The 18514-nt window shown below is 46.5% G+C and carries 21 protein-coding genes; 18 read left to right on the top strand and 3 right to left on the bottom strand.

Annotated features, from left to right (window positions below; translation table 11 throughout):
* Positions 1-249 precede the first annotated feature (249 nt).
* Positions 250-1158: a homoserine O-succinyltransferase gene (metA, locus tag MKX80_RS11600; protein WP_154994755.1), complete on the bottom strand. Its 909-nt coding sequence runs from the start codon at positions 1156-1158 to the stop codon at positions 250-252.
* A gap of 151 nt (positions 1159-1309) precedes the next feature.
* Between metA and MKX80_RS11595 the strand changes: the two genes are divergently transcribed.
* The 11 genes from MKX80_RS11595 to MKX80_RS11545 all read left to right on the top strand — a co-directional run bounded on the left by MKX80_RS11595 (position 1310) and on the right by MKX80_RS11545 (position 11578).
* The gene (locus tag MKX80_RS11595) at positions 1310-2989 is read left to right on the top strand and encodes a formate--tetrahydrofolate ligase (protein ID WP_268343214.1); all 1680 of its coding nucleotides are present in this window, start codon (positions 1310-1312) and stop codon (positions 2987-2989) included.
* A gap of 15 nt (positions 2990-3004) precedes the next feature.
* Entirely contained in the window at positions 3005-3484 is a 480-nt protein-coding gene (locus tag MKX80_RS11590) for a glutathione peroxidase (RefSeq protein ID WP_154994751.1), read from the top strand.
* Positions 3472-4143 carry an HD domain-containing protein gene (locus MKX80_RS11585; protein WP_268343211.1) on the top strand — a complete coding sequence of 224 codons (672 nt, stop codon included), beginning with the start codon at positions 3472-3474 and terminating at the stop codon, positions 4141-4143. The genes MKX80_RS11590 and MKX80_RS11585 overlap by 13 nt, the downstream gene beginning before the upstream one ends.
* A gap of 30 nt (positions 4144-4173) precedes the next feature.
* On the top strand, positions 4174-5310 hold the full coding sequence (locus MKX80_RS11580) for a conserved virulence factor C family protein (protein WP_268343212.1): 1137 nt from the start codon (positions 4174-4176) through the stop codon (positions 5308-5310).
* A 340-nt stretch (positions 5311-5650) separates the two neighbouring features.
* Entirely contained in the window at positions 5651-7327 is a 1677-nt protein-coding gene (gene ilvD, locus MKX80_RS11575; RefSeq protein ID WP_154994747.1) for a dihydroxy-acid dehydratase, read from the top strand.
* 88 nt (positions 7328-7415) lie between these two features.
* A complete protein-coding gene (locus MKX80_RS11570) occupies positions 7416-7850 on the top strand; it encodes a BrxA/BrxB family bacilliredoxin (protein WP_043926931.1) in 435 nt (144 codons plus the stop codon).
* A 36-nt stretch (positions 7851-7886) separates the two neighbouring features.
* Complete coding sequence (locus tag MKX80_RS11565; RefSeq protein WP_154994745.1) at positions 7887-8657, top strand: class I SAM-dependent methyltransferase; 771 nt, start codon at positions 7887-7889, stop codon at positions 8655-8657.
* 271 nt (positions 8658-8928) lie between these two features.
* Positions 8929-9531 (top strand): YpjP family protein, encoded by a 603-nt coding sequence (locus tag MKX80_RS11560; protein ID WP_154994743.1) that lies wholly within the window; start codon positions 8929-8931, stop codon positions 9529-9531.
* Between the two features lie 15 nt (positions 9532-9546).
* A complete protein-coding gene (locus MKX80_RS11555; protein ID WP_154994741.1) occupies positions 9547-10095 on the top strand; it encodes a phosphatidylglycerophosphatase A in 549 nt (182 codons plus the stop codon).
* 356 nt (positions 10096-10451) lie between these two features.
* Positions 10452-10940 carry a dihydrofolate reductase gene (locus MKX80_RS11550; protein WP_182070486.1) on the top strand — a complete coding sequence of 163 codons (489 nt, stop codon included), beginning with the start codon at positions 10452-10454 and terminating at the stop codon, positions 10938-10940.
* A gap of 14 nt (positions 10941-10954) precedes the next feature.
* The gene (locus tag MKX80_RS11545; RefSeq protein WP_154994737.1) at positions 10955-11578 is read left to right on the top strand and encodes a 1-acyl-sn-glycerol-3-phosphate acyltransferase; all 624 of its coding nucleotides are present in this window, start codon (positions 10955-10957) and stop codon (positions 11576-11578) included.
* A 40-nt stretch (positions 11579-11618) separates the two neighbouring features.
* Here MKX80_RS11545 and MKX80_RS11540 read toward each other — a convergent pair whose 3' ends face one another.
* Together MKX80_RS11540 and MKX80_RS11535 are read right to left on the bottom strand one after the other, a co-directional pair.
* Positions 11619-12260 (bottom strand): hemolysin III family protein, encoded by a 642-nt coding sequence (locus MKX80_RS11540; RefSeq protein ID WP_003182805.1) that lies wholly within the window; start codon positions 12258-12260, stop codon positions 11619-11621.
* 15 nt (positions 12261-12275) lie between these two features.
* A complete protein-coding gene (locus tag MKX80_RS11535; protein ID WP_154994735.1) occupies positions 12276-13277 on the bottom strand; it encodes a sigma 54-interacting transcriptional regulator in 1002 nt (333 codons plus the stop codon).
* 231 nt (positions 13278-13508) lie between these two features.
* Here MKX80_RS11535 and ilvA point away from each other — a divergent pair, with 231 nt between their 5' ends.
* The 7 genes from ilvA to ypmT all read left to right on the top strand — a co-directional run bounded on the left by ilvA (position 13509) and on the right by ypmT (position 18422).
* Complete coding sequence (gene ilvA / locus MKX80_RS11530) at positions 13509-14777, top strand: threonine ammonia-lyase IlvA (RefSeq protein WP_043926922.1); 1269 nt, start codon at positions 13509-13511, stop codon at positions 14775-14777.
* Positions 14778-14869: 92 nt separating this feature from the next.
* A complete protein-coding gene (locus MKX80_RS11525) occupies positions 14870-15121 on the top strand; it encodes a YpmP family protein (RefSeq protein ID WP_145624890.1) in 252 nt (83 codons plus the stop codon).
* 149 nt (positions 15122-15270) lie between these two features.
* Complete coding sequence (locus MKX80_RS11520; RefSeq protein WP_154994733.1) at positions 15271-16113, top strand: DegV family protein; 843 nt, start codon at positions 15271-15273, stop codon at positions 16111-16113.
* Between the two features lie 8 nt (positions 16114-16121).
* Positions 16122-16712 carry an SCO family protein gene (locus tag MKX80_RS11515; RefSeq protein ID WP_302053288.1) on the top strand — a complete coding sequence of 197 codons (591 nt, stop codon included), beginning with the start codon at positions 16122-16124 and terminating at the stop codon, positions 16710-16712.
* Between the two features lie 142 nt (positions 16713-16854).
* Positions 16855-17607, top strand: coding sequence for an SGNH/GDSL hydrolase family protein (locus MKX80_RS11510; RefSeq protein ID WP_182070489.1), 753 nt, complete (start codon positions 16855-16857; stop codon positions 17605-17607).
* Between the two features lie 10 nt (positions 17608-17617).
* A complete protein-coding gene (locus MKX80_RS11505; RefSeq protein ID WP_154994727.1) occupies positions 17618-18190 on the top strand; it encodes a YpmS family protein in 573 nt (190 codons plus the stop codon).
* Between the two features lie 31 nt (positions 18191-18221).
* Complete coding sequence (gene ypmT / locus MKX80_RS11500; RefSeq protein WP_003182792.1) at positions 18222-18422, top strand: protein YpmT; 201 nt, start codon at positions 18222-18224, stop codon at positions 18420-18422.
* Positions 18423-18514: the final 92 nt, after the last annotated feature.

Below are 18514 nucleotides of genomic sequence, written 5' to 3'. Positions count from 1 at the left end.
TCAAACAGCAAGAGCTAAAATGGTAAAAAAACAGGAGTCAATGTCCACACATACCATACCATAGATATTATTTTAATTATAAATGAAGAACAAAAATTAAGGTATTTTTAAAGTATGGATCGGCAGGAAAGCACTGGGTTCCTTATAATTCCTGCTTTCGCGGCAAAGCCGAAACCCCTTATGGAAGACTAACCCAACTGTATTTTAACACATTTTGAATGTCTTGCATCAGACCAGGGCATGAGAATTTCATTTCCACTCATATGGTGTTTCCTGGTAAACGTAGTAGTTCAGCCAGTTCATGAACAAAAGAGTCGCATGGGCTTTCCAGCGGTTTACAGGCACCGCACCGTCCGGCCCGTCTTTAAAATAATTCACCGGCGAATCAATGTCCATGTTCCTGGCTAAATCTCTTTCATACTCTTCTTTAAGAGTATCTGTATCATACTCAGGATGTCCAGTTAAAAAAACTTGTTTTTCATCTTTTGAAGCAATTAAACAGACGCCCGCTTCATCGGATATGCTGAGCACTTTTAAGTGGGAAACGGCTTTTAAGTCATCCATATTTATATCTGTATGCCTCGAATGCGGGACATAGTAGAACTCTTCAAAGCCTCTGACCAGTCTTTCATTTTTCTCCATTATTCTGTGTTCAAAAACGCCAAATGTTTTTTTCGGCAGTTTGACTTTGCGAATCCCGTAGTGATGATACAGTCCTGCCTGCGCTCCCCAGCAGATGTGAAGCGTTGATGTGACATGCGTTTTGCTCCAGTCTAAAATCTCCTGGAGTTCTTCCCAATAGGATACCTCTTCGAACTCCAGGTGCTCGATCGGTGCACCGGTAATAATCATGCCGTCGAATTTTCGGTCCCTGATTGAAGAAAAAGTTGTATAAAACTGTTCCAAATGCTGCCTTGGTGTATGTTTTGGCGTGTGTGTAGACGGTATTAAAAAAGTGAAATATACCTGTAAAGGAGAATTTCCGAGCATCCTGAGCAGCTGTGTCTCGGTCTTAATTTTCTGCGGCATCAGATTAAGAATCACAATATTTAATGGTCTGATGTCCTGATGAAAAGCCCGTTTTTCATCCATGACAAAAATATTTTCACTTTCAAGAATCTGCTTAGCTGGCAAATTGATAGGTATGTTGATAGGCAACACGCCACCTCCGGTTTTCTCCGCTGATTTTTCTTCATTATAGGAACTTTTTGGCGATATTTCAATGTGTGAATTGTGTTACAATGAAAGAAGTGTGTGAAAAATATGGAAAATCATCGTGTGATGAACCAAAAGGAGGCTCCTCTTGCAAATGAAATCCCATTTATCAGACATAGAAATCGCCCAAAGTACGGAATTAAAACCGATTACCGAAATTGCACGGAAACTCAATATAAATGACGAAGAAATAGAGTGTTTAGGTTGCACAAAAGCGAAAATTTCTTTAAAAATTTTTGAGCGTTTAAAAGAAAAACCCGATGGACAGGTAATCTTGGTAACCTCCATCAACCCGACCCCGGCCGGCGAGGGGAAGTCGACTGTCACCGTCGGATTGAGCCAGGCGCTCTGGCAGATTGGCAAAAAATCGATCGTGGCGCTGAGGGAACCTTCACTCGGTCCGACAATGGGCCTGAAAGGCGGGGCTGCCGGAGGAGGATATTCCCAGGTTCTTCCGATGGAGGATATCAACCTTCACTTTACGGGAGATATGCATGCAATCACAGCTGCAAACAACGCTTTGGCGGCTTTTATAGACAATCATATTCATCAGGGAAACGAATTAAACATCGATATCAGAAAAATCGTCTGGAAAAGGACGCTTGATCTCAATGACAGGGCGCTGCGCGAAACCGTTGTCGGCTTGGGCGGAAAAGCGAACGGATTTCCCCGGGAAGACGGCTTTGACATTACCGTCGCCTCGGAAATCATGGCCGTTTTATGCCTGGCCAGCGATTTGGCCGATTTAAAAAAGCGCCTGGCTGCAATGATCGTTGCCTACACCGTTGACGGACAGCCGGTGACGGCCGGCATGCTCGGTGTACAGGGAGCGCTTGCCCTCCTGTTAAAAGATGCAATCAAACCAAACCTTGTTCAAACTGTTGAAGGAACACCGGCGCTCGTCCACGGAGGCCCGTTTGCAAACATCGCTCACGGGGCAAACAGTCTGATCGCGACTAAAACGGCTGCGAAACTGGCTGATTATGTTGTGACTGAAGCGGGCTTTGGCGCTGATTTGGGTGCGGAAAAATTCATGCACATCAAAACGAGAGCCGGCGGGTTTACCCCGGGAGCGGTTGTGATCGTCGCCACCGTCAGAGCGCTGAAAATGCATGGCGGAACGCCTCTCGCCGATTTGAAGCAAATAGACGTAAAAGCATTAAAAAGCGGAATTGCAAACCTTGCGAAGCATATCGAAACGATAGACGCGTTCGGTCTTCCATACGTTGTGGCCGTCAACAGATTCGTACAGGATACGGAGGACGAGCTTGAGACGGTTCTTGGCTGGTGCAGGGACAACGGGCATCCGGCTGCACTGTGCAATGTTTGGGAAGAGGGCGGAAAAGGCGGGATAGACCTGGCAAGGGAAGTCATTCATGTCATGGAACAAAAGGACAATCGTTTTTCTTATTTATACGAATTAACCGACTCGATCGAAGACAAATTAACCAAGGTTTCCCGCACCGTTTATGGAGCCGAAGGGGTAGAGTTTACCGAAAAGGCGAAAAAGCAGCTGCTTGAATTGAAAAAGAACGGGTTGGACGGACTGCCTGTCTGCGTGGCGAAAACTCAGTATTCTTTATCAGATGACCCGGGGAAAACCGGCAGGCCGCAAGGGTTTATCATCACCGTCCGCGAATTAAAACCATCGAGGGGCGCAGGATTTATCGTCGCTTTGACAGGCAGTATTTTAACAATGCCCGGACTGCCGAAACATCCTGCTGCACTTAAGATGGATGTCGACGAAAACGGCAAGGCTAAAGGTTTATTCTAAAAAGGAGGGACCGTCATGTCCATTTACGATATCAGCGTCAAGACGATTAAAGGCGAGGACACGACACTGAGGCCGTATAAAGGCAAAGTGCTTCTCATCGTCAACACGGCCTCAAAGTGCGGATTTACACCTCAATATCAACAGCTTCAAGACTTGTATGAAGCATATAAAGACCGGGGACTTGAGATTCTTGGCTTTCCCAGCAACCAATTCATGAATCAGGAGCCGGGCGATGAAAAAAGCATTGAAGAATTTTGCAGCGTCAATTACGGTGTCACGTTTCCGATGTTTTCGAAGGTGAATGTAAAAGGGGATCAAATCCACCCGCTGTTCCGTCACTTGACGAACAAGGCGAAGGGCATGCTTGGAACAAAAGCGGTCAAATGGAATTTCACAAAATTTCTCGTCGATCAAACCGGCGAGAACGTCGAGCGTTTTTCACCGCAAACCAATCCAAAGGAGATAGAGGAGACCATTCAGAAATGGCTGGGCTGAATCAGGAACAAACAGAACAGATCCGCTTGATGTCCGAATGGGTTAAAGAGAAGCTCGCAGCCGAAGGTACAGGACATGACTGGCTGCATATCGAAAGGGTGCGGAACGTAAGCCTTCAGATCGCAAAAGAAGAGGGTGCAGACCTTTTTATGACCGAAGCTTGCGCACTTCTCCATGATGTGATTGATGAAAAGCTGTCCGATGAACACCGGGTTCCGCTTCAGGAGCTGAAAAGGCGCCTGTCAGAAGACTGGAAGGTCGATCCGGAAGCGGTTGACGGGATTCTTGCCATCATCACAAGAATTTCATTCAGAGACAGAGAGAAATATAAAGACGACCCCCTTTCAAAAGAAGGAATGGCTGTCCAGGATGCCGATCGGCTTGATGCGATCGGCGCCGTCGGGATCGCCAGGGCTTTGATGTATGCAGGGGCAAAGGGCCATCTCCTCTACGGGATCGCCAATGCACCTACTGCGGTCGGCCACTTTTACGAGAAGCTTCTCCTATTAAAAGATTTGATGAATACGAAAACGGGACGGATGCTCGCGGAAAAAAGGCATAAGCTGATGCTCGAATTCCTCGGAGAACTGGAAAATGAATGCGCCTTCTCTAGAGAAAGCCGCCTTGATAGATCAGGGCTGGGGGTTATGGTAGAATAGGACCGGATCTTTAAACAGAGGGGGACAATGATGAAAATTAAATCGATAGAACCGACACCGAGTCCGAATACAATGAAGGTGATTTTGACCGAAGAACTGCCGGGCGGTAAAAGCAATAATTATAAAAAGGATCATGCGGAAGGCGCGCCTCCCGTCATTCAAGAGGTTTTAAACATAGACGGAGTAAAAGGCGTCTACCATGTGGCCGATTTTATTGCTGTCGAGCGCAATGCGAGATTTGACTGGAAAGACATCCTCCCTGCGGTGCGCGCTGCATTCGGAATGGGCGAAGCCGAAGAGGCGGGGGGCCGTTCCGAAGAAAAAGAATCGTTTGGCGAGGTTAAAGTCTTCGTGCAAATGTTCAGCGGGATACCGATGCAGGTGAAATTGACCGACGGCGAGCGCGAGGAGCGCTTTGGCCTTCCGGAACGTTTCCAGGAAGCGATCTTGAAGCTTAAAACAGCGTCTTCCAACGTCGTGCTCGAACGGTCATGGAAAGAGCAAGGCGTCAGATTCGGCGATTTTTCAGAAATCGGCCGCGAAGTAACGGAAGAGCTTGAGGCGGCTTACGATGAAGAGCGCCTGCGGAAGCTGACGGAATCAGCCGCCTCAAGCGATGCTGAGGATAAACGCGCGGCTGTGCAGCGAAAGTCTTACCGGGTAACGCTTGAAATGATGGATGAGGAAGATTGGCAAAAACGCTATGCCCATCTTGAACAAATGGATCCGGCTGAAGAGGATATTCCCGTCCTCGAAAAAGCGCTCAATGACCCGAAAACATCGATCAGAAGGCTTGCTGTCGTTTATTTAGGCATGATCGAGACGCCTGCGGTGCTTCCTATTTTATATAAAGCGCTCGAAGACAAAACGATCACGGTCAGAAGAACGGCCGGTGATTGTCTGTCAGATATCGGAAACCCGGAAGCGATTCCGGCGATGATCAAAGCGCTGAAGGACTCGAGCAAGCTTGTGCGCTGGAGAGCCGCCATGTTTCTGTACGAAGTCGGCGATGAAAGCGCGCTTCCCGCTTTAAAAGAAGCTGAAAACGATCCGGAATTTGAAGTCAGCCTTCAGGTCAAAATGGCGATCGAACGGATCGAATACGGTGAAGAAGCTAAAGGCTCCGTTTGGAAGCAAATGACGGAAAGCCGCAAAAAAGACAGCTGACAAGGACGCTGGAAACAGCGTCTTTTTTTTATACCTCAAGCCCTCTGCTCCGAAGCTGCCAATCCTGGTATTTTGAAAAAAGTCACGCGCCTTGTTATAAAATATCACTTTTTCTATAAAAATATTTCGAATATTGTTGAAAAACACTCTGAAAATATATATAGTAGTTAGCAATCATATTGAATGTGGAGGTTCTGATTCATGGGGAATGATTTACAGATGAAGATCAAAACAGCCGTCATCTTGCGGATCAGTCCGGCAAGCGGTTAACAGACAGTTTTTAAAACTGAATATTCAGAAAATACAGAATGTAAATACAAAGATGTTTAGGAGGATCACGATGACAGGTTTACGCAGTGACATGATTACAAAAGGGATCGACAGAGCACCGCACCGCAGTTTGCTGCGAGCGGCTGGGGTAAAAGAAGAGGACTTCGGCAAACCGTTTATTGCCGTTTGCAACTCATACATCGATATCGTACCGGGTCATGTCCATTTGCAGGAGTTTGGAAAAATCGTCAAAGAGGCGATCAGAGAGGCCGGCGGTGTTCCGTTTGAATTTAATACAATCGGGGTTGACGACGGAATTGCGATGGGGCACATCGGAATGAGATATTCTCTCCCGAGCCGTGAAATCATCGCAGATTCAGTAGAAACGGTTGTATCGGCGCACTGGTTTGACGGAATGGTATGTATTCCAAACTGTGATAAAATCACACCGGGCATGATCATGGCGGCAATGCGGATCAACATTCCCACCGTGTTTGTCAGCGGAGGACCGATGGAAGCGGGAAGAACGAGCGACGGACGAAAAATCTCGCTTTCCTCTGTATTTGAAGGCGTTGGCGCTTATCAATCCGGCAAAATCGATGAGAAAGGACTCGAGGAGCTTGAACAGTTCGGCTGTCCGACTTGCGGATCATGCTCGGGTATGTTCACGGCCAACTCGATGAACTGTCTTTCTGAAGCTCTTGGCATCGCCATGCCGGGCAACGGTACCATTTTGGCGACATCACCCGACCGCAGGGAATTTGCCAAACAGTCGGCCCGCCAGCTGATGGAGCTGATCAAGGCGGATATCAAACCGCGCGACATCGTGACCGAAAAAGCGATCGACAACGCTTTCGCGTTAGACATGGCGCTCGGCGGATCAACGAATACGATCCTTCATACGCTTGCGATCGCCAATGAAGCGGGTGTAGACTATTCGCTTGAACGGATCAATGAGGTAGCAGCAAGGGTTCCGCATTTATCAAAGCTTGCACCGGCTTCCGATGTGTTTATTGAAGATTTGCATGAAGCAGGAGGCGTATCGGCAGTCTTAAACGAGCTGTCGAAAAAAGAAGGCGCGCTTCACTTGGATACACTGACTGTAACGGGAAAAACGCTTGGCGAAAATATTGCCGGGCGCGAAGTGAAAGATTACGAGGTCATTCATCCGATCGATCAGCCGTTTTCAGAGCAAGGCGGACTCGCCGTCCTGTTCGGCAACCTGGCGCCTGACGGTGCAATCATTAAAACGGGCGGCGTTCAAGACGGGATTACCCGCCATGAAGGACCTGCGGTTGTCTTTGATTCACAGGAAGAAGCGCTTGACGGTATCATCAACCGTAAAGTAAAAGCGGGAGATGTCGTCATCATCCGCTATGAAGGTCCTAAAGGCGGACCGGGAATGCCTGAAATGCTTGCTCCGACTTCGCAGATCGTTGGAATGGGACTCGGTCCGAAAGTCGCCTTGATTACCGACGGACGCTTTTCTGGAGCCTCCCGCGGTCTTTCGATCGGCCACGTCTCGCCAGAAGCAGCCGAAGGCGGCCCTCTTGCTTTTGTAGAAAACGGCGACCATATCGTTGTCGATATTGAAAAGCGGATTTTAAACATCGAAATCTCCGATGAAGAATGGGAAAAAAGAAAAGCAAACTGGCCCGGATTTGAACCGAAAGTGAAAACAGGCTATCTCGCCCGATATTCAAAGCTTGTGACTTCTGCCAATACCGGCGGCATTATGAAAATCTAGCGGTTTTTTCGCCCGGTGTTTGAAATTCAGCCCCCTCTGTAGTATCCTTGACATCAGTAGTCAAGGTTTATAGAGGGGGCTTTTTAATATGTCAACAGCTTATGAAGAATACATGCGCCAGCTCGTTCTTCCGATGCGTCAGGAATTGGTGCAGGCCGGCTTTAAAGAGTTAACGACCGCGGAAGAAGTTGAGACATTCATGGAAGGTGCAGAAGGCACGACTTTCGTCGTCGTCAACTCAGTCTGCGGATGTGCCGCCGGGCTGGCGAGACCGGCAGCCGTTCAAGCCGTCTCCGGAAGCGAAAACGGGCCTGACGAGACCGTTACAGTCTTTGCTGGACAGGACCGTGAAGCAACGGCGAAAATGAGGGAATACTTCGAAGGATATGAACCGTCTTCACCTTCAATGGCACTGCTGAAAGGCAAAGAAGTCGTTCATTTCATTCCGCGTGAACAGATTGAAGGCCGTGAAATGACGGAGATTATGAAAAACATCACGGACGCTTTTGAAAAACATTGCTAAAATGCCCTTTGAAGGGCATTTTTTACGGAGAAAAACATGATTGTCACAACAAGCTACAGACCGACTGAAAGCACGATTTTAACGGCAGAAAAAATCAGCCGGACGCTCGGCGCCCGCTTTTCCGAACGGAGAAAACGGCCGATTCGTCAAATCCGGCAAACAGAGCAGGATGATGTTCTCGTGGTTGGAAAAGAGCGCTTCGAGCTGTATCATTCAGAAGGTGAAAAGTTTTTTTTTCACCCGAACTCTGCGATGTTCCGGGCCAAGCGCATGTTAAAAGGCGAACCGGACCCTTTTGTCGAAGCTGCACAAGTTGAACCGGGGGACAAGCTGCTCGATTGTACGCTCGGCCTTGGTTCAGACGCGATCATTGCGAGTCTTGCCGCAGGCGAACAAGGCGAAGTGCGCGGAATTGAAAAAAGTCAGCTCCTCGCTTTTCTTGTCGAGGCGGGGCTTCAATCGTGGGAGACAGGCCTTGACGCTTTGGATCAGGCGATGAAAAGGATTCGGGTTCATTCAGGCGACAGCATTGATTACCTGCTGGAACTTGATGATGATTCAGCAGATATCGTCTACTTCGACCCGATGTTTGATGATGGAATCAAAGAATCAGACGGCATCGCCCCTTTAAGAAAGTGGGCGCATTCCGAGTTTACGCTTGACGGTGCTTTACATGAAGCCCTTCGGGTCGCCAAAAAAAGAGTGGTCCTGAAAGACCACTGGAAGAGTCCACGCTTCGAAAAATACGGATTTCGCGTAAAAAAACGCAAAACGGCCCTGTTTCATTACGGTGTCCTCGAAAAATGAAAACCCAAGGTATATACCTTGGGTTTTTTTAATCTGCGATTTCCATGACGATAAAATAAGCGAGGGTAATCAATGAAGCGGCTATAAAAAGACCTTCAACCATGAACGATCACTCCCAGTTTTGGAATTTTCATCTTTGATTGTAAACGTTTTATCGCTAAAAGAAAAGGCGTTTTGTGTTTCTGCACATCCACTTTATGAATGACTGAAAATTCAACCTATGATAGAATAAGAGAAAACGAAAAAGCGATCAGAAGGGAACAAATCAGTCATGAAGATGTGGATGAGAAAAGCGCTTGTCGCATTATTTACAATTGCAACGTTCGGCCTTGTATCTCCTCCTGCGGCATTGATGGCGGACAAGCCGCAGGAGCATCAGAGCGTGAAAGAATCCGGGTATACAGCTGTTTATCTAAAGGATGAAGAGCCCGAGCTTGACGAAGACGGCGAATCCCAATCTTCATTTGACACCTACAAGGATGAACTGCTTAATGAAGCGGAAGATCTTTCATTCGTAAAATTCGGCAGCAGGATATCGCCGGTCATTGAAGACGAGTACAGGGAAGAAGTGCTTCCTAAGATCGAGGAGATCATCGTCAGCCATCTCATGACAATGCAGGACAATGACGCTTACCAGGATCTTGTCATTTCTAAAACGCCGACGGCGGGGAAGTCGGAGAAAATCTTCCACGTTTACAACCGGAAAACGGGGGAAGATGTGCTAAGGTTCCATGTGCGCAGGGACAAGCCGCCTCATAAAGGCTACTGGTTTAACTTTCATTACCATACTGCCGAAGACGGCTTTCAAAAACATCACGATCTCGGAAGCATTTACTGGGATCGCAATACACCGCCTAACTGGATGAGTCACTAAAGGAGATTGATGCAGATGAAGAAGTATACGATGAATGAAATGGTGCACTTAACGAAAAATATGTTGAATGAGCGCGGGGTTACGATTGAGGATATCGCGCTGATCGTCCAAAAACTGCAGGAAAAATACCATCCTGATCTCCCGCTTGATGTATGCGTTGAGAATGTCGAAAAGGTCTTAAACAAAAGGGAAATCGTTCATGCCGTTCTAACGGGGATAGCGCTTGACCAGCTGGCCGAGAAAAAACTGTTGCCTGAACCGCTTCAATATTTGGTCGAAACGGATGAACCCCTTTATGGGATCGACGAGATTATTCCGCTTTCTATCGTAAACGTCTACGGTTCGATCGGCTTGACGAACTTCGGCTATCTGGATAAAGAAAAATTCGGCATCATTAAAGAACTGGACGACTGTCCGGACGATGAGGTTCATACGTTCCTTGATGATATCGTCGCTGCCTTGGCGGCAGCTGCGGCAAGCCGAATTGCCCATTCGCATCAGGATCTTGAGGATGAAGTGCAGGAAGAGAGAACAGACGGACAGAGCGTTGCGAAAAGCCGCTGAAAGGCTCAGCCGTTCCCGCCATCAGGCGGGGTTTTTTTATGCCGCATATTTTATGCCTTTTCTCGAAAAATATCTTGTTTTCGAAAGGTTAAACAAGATACACTACAAAAGGATGAAAAAAATGAAACATCATGCGGATATGTGCCGTCATATGTAAGAAAACCGGAAAAGAATAAAACGGGGAATGAGACCAATGCATTCGGGCGGTCTGATCAGAATGAAAACCTCGAAGAAAGGTTTCCTCTCATCACAGCTTTAACCTCCATCTTCATCATCATGTTCACAGATGATCACACAAAGAGATGAGTATCATCCGGCATTATTTCACTACAAACATCATAAGGGGGCTTTAAACAATGATTTCATTGATTGCTGCCATGGACAGAAACCGCCTGATCGGAAAAGACAATGATCTGCCATGGCATCTGCCGCAAGATTTGAAGTATTTTAAAGAAGTAACGAAAGGGCACGCCGTGATCATGGGGAGAAAGACGTTTGAATCCATCGGCAGACCTTTGCCCCACCGGGAGAACATCATCGTCACATCCAATAAAGAACTGGATATCCCGAATTGTCAGGTGATGCATTCGACAGAGGAAGCGGTGCGGTTTGCGAAAAACCGAAATGAAGAATGTTTTGTCATCGGCGGTTCAACACTATACACGGAGATTCTGCCTTTTGCGGACAAGCTGTATGTGACAAAAATCGATGAAACCTTTGAAGGGGACCGGTATTTTCCTGAATTCAACGAAGCTGAGTGGGAAATCGTTTCGAGGCGGAAAGGCCTGAAAGATGACAAAAATCCTTATGACTACGAATTCCTCGTTTATCAAAGAAAAGGATAGGGGAGAGGTTTTTCATGTTTCGCTATTGTTTTTTATGGATTTATTCGGCCTATATGCTTATCAAGCATATCAAGCTCCTGCAGGCACTGCAGACACTTGACCCGCGCCTTTCGTATGCCAATCAGATGGAAGCTGTCTTTGATAAGCCAAAAGCTTTTTTGCGGGGGTGCATCGGCTTAACCGGTTCGACTGTTTCCATCCATCAGAATGGGGGATCGCCGGCGGGCCCCGTGCTTTACGTACACCCAAAGCTCGGCCTGTCAGAGCTCGCTGTGCTGCTTGGACACCTTGACAAAACCGCCTCGTTTTTTGCTGATCCGCGCGCCTTTCGTTATCCGCTGATCAACGGCTGGCTCAATAAAATGGCCGCGGTCAGAAAAAGCGCCGACAAGGAAGCAGCGCTTGAAGACGTGGAAGAAATCGTCCGGAGAGGGCAAAGCTTTATTCTGTCTGAAGATGACGGACTCGATTACAAAGCTTTATCCAAAAGGCTCGGCATTCCGATCGTTGCAGTCGAAACAGCCGGTACGGAAGACATGAAGAAAGGCACGTTGTTCAAGCGGCTGAGACCTGCTGATATCGATTTGACGATCCACCCGGCATACGTCATGACTGAAAACAAACAGCTTCGGGCATAAAAAAACCAGGCTCCCATATAGGAAGCCTGGTTTTCGCCATTTATGATACAAACGGCACCTTTGCCACGTAGAAAAGCACGCAGAAAAACATTGAGGCGCTGCCGCCGAGCACGAAAGTGTGCCAAATCGCATGATGATACGGGATCTTTCTCCATAAATAAAAGATGGTTCCGACGGAATACAAGATTCCTCCTAAGAGCAGCAGGGCGAATCCTTCTCCGGTCAAGGCCGTATAAAGCGGCTTGATCGCAATGATCGCCATCCATCCCATCACAAGATACACCAGCGTGCTGACCACGATAAATCGTTTCACAAAAAAGATTTTAAACACAACCCCGCCAATCGCAAGTCCCCAGACGACCGCCAGCATCGTATAGCCAAGCGCGCCTTTCAAAGGTCCGAGGAGCAGCGGTGTATATGTTCCCGCAATCAATACGTAGATGGCTGAGTGATCAATGATCTCAAGAATATCTTTCGTTTTTTGGTGCTGAATGCTGTGCAGAAGGGTCGAACTTAAATACAGGAACAGCATGGAAGCGCCGAAAATTGAAAAGCTGACAACATCCACCGGACTTCCGTAGCGGATCGCAAATATCACCAAAAATACGATGGCGGGAATTGACAGGAGGACGCCGAGTCCATGGGTTATTGCATTTGCAATTTCTTCTTTAATCGTGTACATACCAAGACACCCTTTCTAATCTTGAATAATGTGATGCTTTAAAGAGCTTAAAAAGCGGAGGCCTTCAAGCGTGATTTTTGTCCCGGCTCTTCCGCGGCCCTTTGTAATAAACTCTCTTTTTTCCAAATAATCCAATCTGCTTCGCACTTGCTGGGGTGTAAGCTCCGACTTGCCGTTTTTGCTCAGCTCGGACAGAACCCTGCGGCTGGCAGGCTCCCCTTTTTCATTTAATTGCTTGATTGCATCGAGCAAAAACGCAAACTCCTCTTTTTCCATTAAGGTAAGTGATGTTGAAGCCGTTTTTTTGTCTTTTGGCTTCTTCTTTTCGATTTGTTCTCTTAACGCCGGCGGTGTGTCGTAAAGCTGAATCGTTTTTCCGTCTGAGACGGTTTTCATATAATCCGTCATGTTTTTGAGTTCTCTGACGTTCCCCTCAAACTCATGCTGCTCTAAAGCCTTCCAAACGACCGGTTCGACATATATGTCATGATCCCCGCTTTTTAAAAAATGATGCACGAGAAGGGGGATGTCGCTTCGCCGTTCAGCAAGGGAGGGAAGCGGAAGGTCGAGCACATTGAGCCTGTAGTACAGATCCTTGCGGAATTCGCTGCTTTCAATCCGTTCACCGAGAGGCACGCTTGAAGAGGTGATCAGTCTTTTGGGCATCCCTTTTTCAATCGCTGCCAAAAGCTTGCCCTGAAGAGGCAAGGAAAGGCCCCACACTTCGTCGAGAAACAGGGTTCCGGGTTCATTCATCTCTGAAAGAAAAAAGTCTTCAGGCGTTTCATCTTCATCCAGCGTGCTGCAGCTTACGCGTGTGAAGGGATCATGCTTGAAAGATGATCCGGAGTGAATGGCTTTGGCGAACAGCTCTTTGCCTGTGCCTGTTTCCCCATGAATCAGAATCGGATGGGAAGAGGCTGCGAATTGTATCGCTCTGTTTTTCGTTTGCAAAAAGGAATCGCATTCCCCGATCAGCTCCGAGAAGCCTACGGACGGATACGTGTGTTTAATCATGGCGGTTCTCCTTTTGGTTCTAATTGGTTCTATTATAACACCCAATTAGAACAAATAAAGAGTTTTTTGAAAAAAAGTGTATTTGGCTGCACATTAAGAATCGAAAAGAACTCGTATATATTGAGAAAGTGTATAATATTCTGTAAATAACAAAGAATTGCTCTTTAAATTTTGAATATTCATGATATAATGGCGTATTAAATAAAGCTTTAAAAAGAAAGGATCTTATACATGAAACCGTTGCTTAAAGAAAACTCTCTCATCCAAGTCAAAGACATTTTAAAAGCCCACCAAAATGTAAAAGATGTTGTTATTCATACCCCTCTCCAAAAAAATGAGAGGCTGTCCGAGAGGTACGATTGCAACGTATATTTAAAAAGAGAAGACCTGCAGGTTGTCCGCTCTTTTAAACTGAGAGGCGCCTATTATAAAATGAAGCAGCTTTCAAAAGAAACGACGAAAAACGGGGTGGTCTGCGCCAGTGCAGGAAACCATGCACAGGGGGTCGCTTTTTCCTGTAAACATCTCGGTATTCACGGAAAGATTTTTATGCCGTCGACGACCCCGAGGCAAAAAATTTCCCAAGTCGAATTGTTCGGCAAGGAATACGTCGAGATCATCCTGACAGGCGACACGTTCGATGATGCGTATCAAAGCGCAGTCGCCTGCTGCGAGGAAGAAAAACGCGCATTTATCCACCCGTTTGACGACCCTGCCGTCATGGCTGGCCAGGGAACGGTCGCGGTCGAAATCTTAAACGATATCGAAACTGAACCCCATTATTTATTCGCAAGCGTAGGCGGAGGCGGCCTGCTTTCAGGAGTGGGAACCTACATGAAAAACGTGTCCCCGGATACAAAGCTGATCGCGGTTGAACCTAAAGGCGCACCGGCTCTTTTTGAATCAAACAAAAAAGGCGAAGTCGTCACCCTCGAGAAAATCGATAAATTTGTAGACGGAGCCGCTGTCCAGAAAATTGGCGAAGAGACATTTAAAACGCTTGAAACCGTTGTAGATGATATTTTGCTCGTTCCTGAAGGAAAGGTATGCACCGCGATTCTGGAACTGTACAACCAATGCGCGATTGTCGCCGAACCTGCGGGAGCACTGCCGATCGCCGCTTTAGACCTTTACAGGGATGAAATTAAAGGGAAAAATGTCGTATGCATCGTGAGCGGAGGAAACAACGATATCGGCAGAATGCAGGAAATCAAAGACAGATCGATGATGTATGAAGGACTCCAGCATTATTTCATCGTGAACTTCCCGCAAAGGGCGGGAGCTTTGCGCGAATTTTTAGATGAAGTGCTCGGGCCGACCGACGATATCACCCGGTTTGAATATACGAAGAAAAATAATAAGAGCAGCGGCCCTGCGCTCGTCGGCATTGAATTAAAGCAGCGCGATGACTACGAGCCGCTGATCGCGAGGATGGACCGGAAAGGCTTCCGCTATGTCGAAGTCAATAAAGATGAAGGGCTCTTTCATTTGCTGATTTAAGAAATTTTTTTGAAAACACGCATAAATCACAGACAACGGCTCCTGAGATTATGTATAATAAAGAAAATATCTCATAAATGAGGATTGATAGCTTGTTACTTAAAAGCCTAGAGTTCAAACGTTCGGATGGACAGAAGGTGAAGGTGACGGAAATACCCCTGCTGAAGGAGGACGACCCGCATTTTTTCATGGCCAATCTGAGGCTCGAAATCTTTTTAAAGACGCTCTATTGCTCAAAGCGGAAAAAAAACGTCTACTCCTTTAGGGACTACTTAAAGAGAGCATTGAAATGGCAGGATTACCTGGCCATTTATCAACAGGAAGAATTGAAGCATAATGCATAAGAATTCATAGCATTCTTTGCCGGTCCATGAAGAGAGCCAAATCCGCTTTGAAAAGGGCGGAAGATGGCATTCGGCCGGCAAAGAATTTTTCATGCCGATTTGGCCTCACTAGGAAATACACCATTTGAACCGACAGGATGTGAAGGAGATTGACAAAGATTAAAATTGTAACGGACTCAACCGCTGACTTGAGCGAAGAACTGCTGAGAGAATATCATATTTCCGTTCTCCCGCTCTCGATATCGATCGACGGCACTGTATACAGAGACAGATTCGATATTCAGCCGGACGAATTTATTGAGAAAATGGAGAGAGCCGCAGAACTCCCGAAAAGTTCACAGCCGCCTTTAGGCGCTTTTATCGAACTGTATGAAGAGCTGACCGCTGACGGAAGCGAAGTGATCAGCATCCATCTCTCAAGCCAATTGAGCGGGACATACCAGACGGCTGTAAGCGCTTCAAATATGGTCGACGGGAAAATTACGGTGATTGATTCCATGTATATTTCAAAAGGCCTCGGTTTTCAGGTCGTGCGGGCCGCCTTGCTGGCCGAAGAGGGCATGACGGCCGAAGCGATTGTAAAAGACTTGGAGAACTTACGCAACCGGACATCCCTCTATGTGACAATTGATCATTTTGACAACTTGATAAAAGGCGGCCGCATCGGGAGGGGAAAAGCGCTGATCGGCTCGTTGCTCAAGGTTAAGCCGATCGCGAGGCTTGAGGACGGAATCTATACGCCTGAAAAAAATGTCCGGAGCAGCGGTCAGCTTATCCGTTATTTAACTGGTCAATTTCTTTCCACGGTTAAGGGAAGGACGGTGCAGGCGATCGGAATCGCCCATGCCGATGCACTTGACCTCGCCCATAGGCTGAAAGACTCTTTGCTTGAACATATCCCGGGAATCGATATTGATATTTCATACACAACGCCGATTATCTCGGTTCATACCGGAAAAGGAGCAATCGGTTTTACCTTTTACACCGATTGAAAAAGGGGATGGAAGGATTGAAAAACGTTTTTGGCATTTTCCTTGCAGGTATTCTCACAGTGTTTCTTTCGTCCTGCGGAACTAGCAAGATTGAAAATCCTTTAAACTATGATGTACAGTCTTTTTCTTTTCAAAATCAAGACGGGAAAGCGGTGTCTCTTGAAAGTTTAAAAGGCCAGGTCTGGGTGGCTGACTTTATATTTACGAACTGTGAAACGATCTGTCCGCCAATGACTTCACATATGGCTGAACTGCAAAAACAAATGGAAGAGGAAAACCTGCAGGCCCGGATCGTCTCATTCAGCGTTGATCCCGAAAATGATACGCCTGAAAAATTGAAGAAATTTGCAGCCAACTATCCGCTCAGTTTTCAAAATTGGGATTTTTTAACGGGATACTCGCAGAAGGAAATCGAAAAGTTTGCGCTGAAAAGCTTCAAATCAATCGTAAAAAAACCTGAAGATGAAGATCAGGTGATACACCAATCGTCATTTTATCTAGTCGATCAAAACGGCAAAGTCGTCAAGGATTATGACGGTGCAAGAAATACGCCGTACGATGAAATCATCGCCGATATTAAGACGCTGGAAAACCGTTGATAAGAACGGGCGACCTGCAGCGAAAGCCTGTTTCCTGACCACCGGAAAACAGGCTTTTTTTTACACCGGCCAAATGATTTTCAAAAGAATCAAAACATGGTACACTTTTTTTTAGGTTATCTAGAAGGAAGGGGCATCATTATTGAACATACGGTTTATAACAGTCATGATGACCCTCGTCTGTCTGCTTTCAGCCTGTACGGAATGGAATGCGGGCGTTGAAAAAACATCGGTCTCCCCTAAGCGCGATATCGTGATTGCAGCAGTGGGCGATTCTCTGACAGAGGGGGTAGGCGATCAAGAGAAGAAAGGCTATGTCGGCATTGTAGCCGCCGAGCTTGAAAGCCGGAACGATGTGAAGTCCGTAACGGTCAAAAATTATGCCGTTAAAGGCTCCCGGACTGATCAGCTGCTTGAAAGATTAAAAGAAAAAGAAGTACAAGAGGGCCTAAAAGATGCAGACTACATTTTGTTTACAATCGGGGGCAACGACCTGATGAAAGTCGTCCGCCAAAACTTCGCGCACTTAACGCTCACACCTTTCCGTGCCGAACAAAAACTGTTTGAAAAGCGGTTTTCGAATATTTTAGCGGAAATCAGAGAGCAAAACGCCAGCGCTGAATTGATTTATGTCAGCATGTATAATCCGTTTAAGTTTACGCTGTCTGAACTGAGGGAAGTTGACCAAGTCGTAGACGAATGGAATGAAGGCGCAGAAAAAAGCCTGAAAAAGGTATCCAATACGAAAATGGCGGATATCGCTGATATTTTTGAGGAATACAGCGATGAAAAGAAGATTTCAGAAGATGAGTTTCATCCTAATCAATATGGGTATTCTTTAATAGCGAAACGCGTTTACGAACAAATTAAAAACGAAGACCTCCCAGCAGAATAAGGTGAAAAAAATGAAGAAATGGAAGAGCTTATTTTTAATTTTAGCAGCAGTCAACGTCATCATACTTGCCGGGATTTTCATTCTCATATTCCTGCCCGGCGGTCAAAAGGAACCGCCGCGGCCGACTCCGAGTGAATACCAACTGAACGTGACGAGCACGAAAGAGTCATTGGCCGCATTCATCAACACGTATTTGGCGAAGGAGTCTTCGCCGGATCTTGACTATCAAATCGAAATCGATGATGAATTCCACATCGTCGGTGCGATCCGTGCCTTTTCCTCGACAGTCGATGCGAGGGTGTCCTTTCGGCCGACGGTGGAAAAAAACGGAGATGTGGTCCTTGACGTGACGAGATTTTCGATTGGCAAGTTAAATGTTCCGATATCGATGGTGCTGAACTACATGGATCAATTTTATGATCTTCCTGATTTTGTACACGTTCGTTCGGACGCTAAAGAAATTCAAGTTCGTCTGTCAGAGATGCCGCTTAAAAACGGAATGTATGTGAAAGCAAAAGACATTGATTTAGAAAAAGATCAAATCGAATTTGTTTATTATCAGCCTGCACAAAAAGATTCATAGATCGTGCAGCGGGATTTACAGGGGTGAACATATGGAACGTATCTACACATATTTCAGCTTGCTGTCTATGTTGTTTTCATTGTACTTCGGCGGTCTCGCCGCCTTCAGTTTCGTCGATGAAAACATGGACAAGATGTATTTGAACATCGGGTATTGTGCGTTGTTTTTAAGCATTATGATCTTTACGCTTGATGCGAAAAAACATAAAAAAACTGACCATCACAATCAATAATTGCCGGCAAAATCCTAAAACATGAGACCGTTTTAGGATTTTGTCGTCCCTGCATTCAGCAGACTGTAAAAGAGACATCGGGTCTCTTTTTT

The sequence above is a fragment of the Bacillus sp. FSL K6-0972 genome, assembly GCF_037976035.1.
GTDB lineage: Bacteria > Bacillota > Bacilli > Bacillales > Bacillaceae > Bacillus > Bacillus haynesii.
The sequence above is the reverse complement of the archived record's forward strand: the minus strand, read 5'-3'. Positions and strand labels throughout refer to the sequence as shown.

What these genes read in the sequence shown, in the direction of transcription:
- MKX80_RS11595 (WP_268343214.1), top strand. Translation starts at nt 1,310, where the DNA reads ATGAAATCCCATTTATCAGACATAGAAATCGCCCAAAGTACGGAATTA.
- MKX80_RS11590 (WP_154994751.1), top strand. Translation starts at nt 3,005, where the DNA reads ATGTCCATTTACGATATCAGCGTCAAGACGATTAAAGGCGAGGACACG.
- MKX80_RS11585 (WP_268343211.1), top strand. Translation starts at nt 3,472, where the DNA reads ATGGCTGGGCTGAATCAGGAACAAACAGAACAGATCCGCTTGATGTCC.
- MKX80_RS11580 (WP_268343212.1), top strand. Translation starts at nt 4,174, where the DNA reads ATGAAAATTAAATCGATAGAACCGACACCGAGTCCGAATACAATGAAG.
- ilvD (WP_154994747.1), top strand. Translation starts at nt 5,651, where the DNA reads ATGACAGGTTTACGCAGTGACATGATTACAAAAGGGATCGACAGAGCA.
- MKX80_RS11570 (WP_043926931.1), top strand. Translation starts at nt 7,416, where the DNA reads ATGTCAACAGCTTATGAAGAATACATGCGCCAGCTCGTTCTTCCGATG.
- MKX80_RS11565 (WP_154994745.1), top strand. Translation starts at nt 7,887, where the DNA reads ATGATTGTCACAACAAGCTACAGACCGACTGAAAGCACGATTTTAACG.
- MKX80_RS11560 (WP_154994743.1), top strand. Translation starts at nt 8,929, where the DNA reads ATGAAGATGTGGATGAGAAAAGCGCTTGTCGCATTATTTACAATTGCA.
- MKX80_RS11555 (WP_154994741.1), top strand. Translation starts at nt 9,547, where the DNA reads ATGAAGAAGTATACGATGAATGAAATGGTGCACTTAACGAAAAATATG.
- MKX80_RS11550 (WP_182070486.1), top strand. Translation starts at nt 10,452, where the DNA reads ATGATTTCATTGATTGCTGCCATGGACAGAAACCGCCTGATCGGAAAA.
- MKX80_RS11545 (WP_154994737.1), top strand. Translation starts at nt 10,955, where the DNA reads ATGTTTCGCTATTGTTTTTTATGGATTTATTCGGCCTATATGCTTATC.
- MKX80_RS11540 (WP_003182805.1), bottom strand. Translation starts at nt 12,260, where the DNA reads ATGTACACGATTAAAGAAGAAATTGCAAATGCAATAACCCATGGACTC.
- MKX80_RS11535 (WP_154994735.1), bottom strand. Translation starts at nt 13,277, where the DNA reads ATGATTAAACACACGTATCCGTCCGTAGGCTTCTCGGAGCTGATCGGG.
- ilvA (WP_043926922.1), top strand. Translation starts at nt 13,509, where the DNA reads ATGAAACCGTTGCTTAAAGAAAACTCTCTCATCCAAGTCAAAGACATT.
- MKX80_RS11515 (WP_302053288.1), top strand. Translation starts at nt 16,122, where the DNA reads ATGGAAGGATTGAAAAACGTTTTTGGCATTTTCCTTGCAGGTATTCTC.
- MKX80_RS11505 (WP_154994727.1), top strand. Translation starts at nt 17,618, where the DNA reads ATGAAGAAATGGAAGAGCTTATTTTTAATTTTAGCAGCAGTCAACGTC.
- ypmT (WP_003182792.1), top strand. Translation starts at nt 18,222, where the DNA reads ATGGAACGTATCTACACATATTTCAGCTTGCTGTCTATGTTGTTTTCA.